The sequence below is a fragment of the Sodaliphilus sp. genome, assembly GCF_045598405.1.
Lineage (GTDB): Bacteria > Bacteroidota > Bacteroidia > Bacteroidales > Muribaculaceae > Sodaliphilus > Sodaliphilus limicaballi.
Window position 1 is genome coordinate 1 of sequence record NZ_JAZLLZ010000027.1, and the last position, 2,746, is coordinate 2,746.

The window sequence follows — 2,746 nt, forward strand, 5'->3', positions numbered from 1 at the left end:
TGACTACAATGGCCAGGAGGTTACAAAGGGCATCCCCGACCCATTTGTTGAAAGCCTTGTGCATGATAGCATTATCGTCCAGATACCATTGCTGCGCGGTCATGTCAACAATAGGTTGGAGCAAGTTTTGAGTGTGTTTGACCAGACCCGCAAAGACAAAAAGAATCGTAAGGTGTTGAATCTTGACGAGACAACTTATGCAGGCGATGAGGAAATGAATCGCATCCTCACACGACTTCTTTCAGCTGCCTCCGACGCCAAGGTGCGTCAAGACATGAACGTGGAGGAGGAATATTTCCAGGCGATAGAGAATCGTGACACAGCCATCATGATGCGCGATGAGAAAATCAAAGAGCAGGATTCAATGATCGCCGAGCAGAGCAACCAGATCGCCGAGCAGAGCAACCAGATTGCCGAACAGAAGAATGCTCTACTGCTTACTGCCAAAGCATTGAAAAGTGCAGGTTTCTCAATCGAGACTCTTTCATCCATGACAGGTCTGCCTATTGAAGAAATCAAAGAATTATAACCAAAATGCTTGCAAGGGCAAAAGAGTTGCCACCACTTTGCTACGATGACGATGCGCTTCGCTACGATGACAGAGCGATAAAATTTCAGGTTGATTTTAGAGAATTTCAAGCGTAGCGCCATCTGCGTGATTTATTTTTTGACAGAAGGCCAAAAGAAAATGTAATTATTCCAATTACTTTAATTTCTGGATGTAGAAATCTGCGTAATCTGCGCAATCTGCGAGAGAAAAAATCCCCGAGTTCCCCGGGTTCCCCGAGAGTGAAAACTGAAAGAAATTATCCGAAATTATTCAAAATTTTTAATTTCTGTTCTTTCAGTCTTAAAAAAAACTTGCAACAAAAATTTCTTTTAATTTCTTATAATTTCTTTCAGTCAAAGAGCCTCTAAACGAAAAACTTCCCCGAGTTCCCCGGGTTCCCCGAGAGGCATAAATCTGCGCAATCTGCGAGAGAAAACTTCCCCGAGTTCCCCGGGTTCCCCGAGAGGTGAGGGTCATTCGTTGTAGCTGGCGATGGCTTTGGGGTTGATGAAGCCCAGCAGCTGCACGCACATGACTGTGAGCAACGGTATCGCTGGCGACAGCAGCCGCGGCCACTCGGCTTGGGCTCCTATCAGTATCGTCGCCACATTGCCCGCCACAGCAGCCCACATCACTATGCTCATCACCGGTAGCCTTCTCTTCCAGAGCATCCAGTAGCAGCACAGCGCCATATAGACCAGCAGCAGCACATAGGCAGCGCTCATCGTCAGGGGAAGCATCGAAAACACCACGGCCAGCGCCTGCGGTGGCTCGGGAAACATCATCGACCGCGAGTCAAACAGGTGATGCCAGCACGCCAGCACCCACTTGCCGGGCTGGTCGCTTCTCGACCGCGACACTATCCTTGCCTCCTCCTGGTGAGTCAATGCCGCAGGCGACGGATGCTCGAGATAATAGGCCTTGTAGTCTTGCATGGTCTTTCGGTAAAAGTTGGGCAGGCTGTCCAGGTATTCCTTCACCTGGGGCTCGTGGGTATAATCAGGGCTGACCGCTCCTTCCAGCACTGCTATCTGGAAATTGTTGATTGAGGTGACGCCCGTGGGGGTGAACATGCCGTAACGTGCCTCATAGCACTTGCAATATCCCGCTTCGATCACTCCCGCCACAGCCACCGCCGCAATGCCCAGCAGCGCGTGTCGGCCATGCCGGCGGCAGAACAGCCCCCAGGCAAGAGCACACACCGGCAGCAAGTACACAAACGACGGGCGCAGCATCAGCAGCACCACCAGCCACACCGCACTCATGGCCACGGCTAGCCTGCCGCCCTCGCGCCAGTAAGTCAGCAGCCAGTAAAACAGGAAAACCATTCCCGAGATTGACAGCGACTCGGTGAGAATGTAATTGTTCCACTTTATCACTGCCAGCACATACATCAGCACGGCGGCACATGCGATGCCACGGCTGCGGGTAAACGCCAGCAGCATTTTCTTCAAGTAATAGAGCGACACCAGGAACACGATGTGTTGCCCCGCCACTGCCAGCAGGAGGCCGCTGGATTCGCTCACCCCCAACGCCATGCCCAGGTACAGCGGATAGGCAGGGGTCCTGTATATATCAATGTGACCATGAGACACGCTCTCGGTCCACGCCGACACATACGACGCCGAGTCGGCCGACTGGCAAATGGGTCCAAACACGATGAACCACACCGACGCCAATGCCGCAATGGCATATATCCACCAATCGCCACAGGTGACTATATTTTTTTTCATACACGTGTCTTGAAAATTCACACCGCTAAATTACAAAAAATTCCACACCCGTGCAAACTCTCTCCCTCTCGGGGAACTCAAACCTCTCGGGGAACTCGGGGAACTCGGGGAAATTTTTCTCTCGCGGATAACGCAGATTGCGCAGATTGTATATTTTCAGCTTATTTTCAGTATATTTCAAGCGCAGCGCCATCTGCTTGATTTATTTTTTGACAGGAAAACAAAAGAAAATGAAATTATTCTAATTATTTTAATTTCTTTCAGTCAAAATAATATCCCCGAGTTCCCCGAGTTCCCCGAGTTCCCCGAGAGGTCAGGGTTCCCCCGAGGGGTCAAGCTACTGGTTTCGGTAATTTTTGTTAACCCGAGTATTAAAAATGTTAAATTATTCATGTTAATTAAAATGTTATTCATAAATTTGCACGTTTTTTGGAAAGAAGGCGCAATAGGACAATAAAAAAGT

General features: G+C 49.6%; 1 protein-coding gene and 1 pseudogene. One reads left to right on the plus strand and one right to left on the minus strand.

Annotated features, from left to right (window positions below; genetic code table 11):
- Window positions 1–529: pseudogene (locus ACKI3C_RS02590) on the plus strand (hypothetical protein); the annotation flags it as partial.
- A 494-nt stretch (window positions 530–1,023) separates the two neighbouring features.
- On the opposite strand, the gene ACKI3C_RS02595 reads toward ACKI3C_RS02590, so the two are convergent.
- On the minus strand, window positions 1,024–2,283 hold the full coding sequence (locus ACKI3C_RS02595; RefSeq protein WP_407401747.1) for a hypothetical protein: 1,260 nt from the start codon (window positions 2,281–2,283) through the stop codon (window positions 1,024–1,026).
- Window positions 2,284–2,746 lie beyond the last annotated feature (463 nt).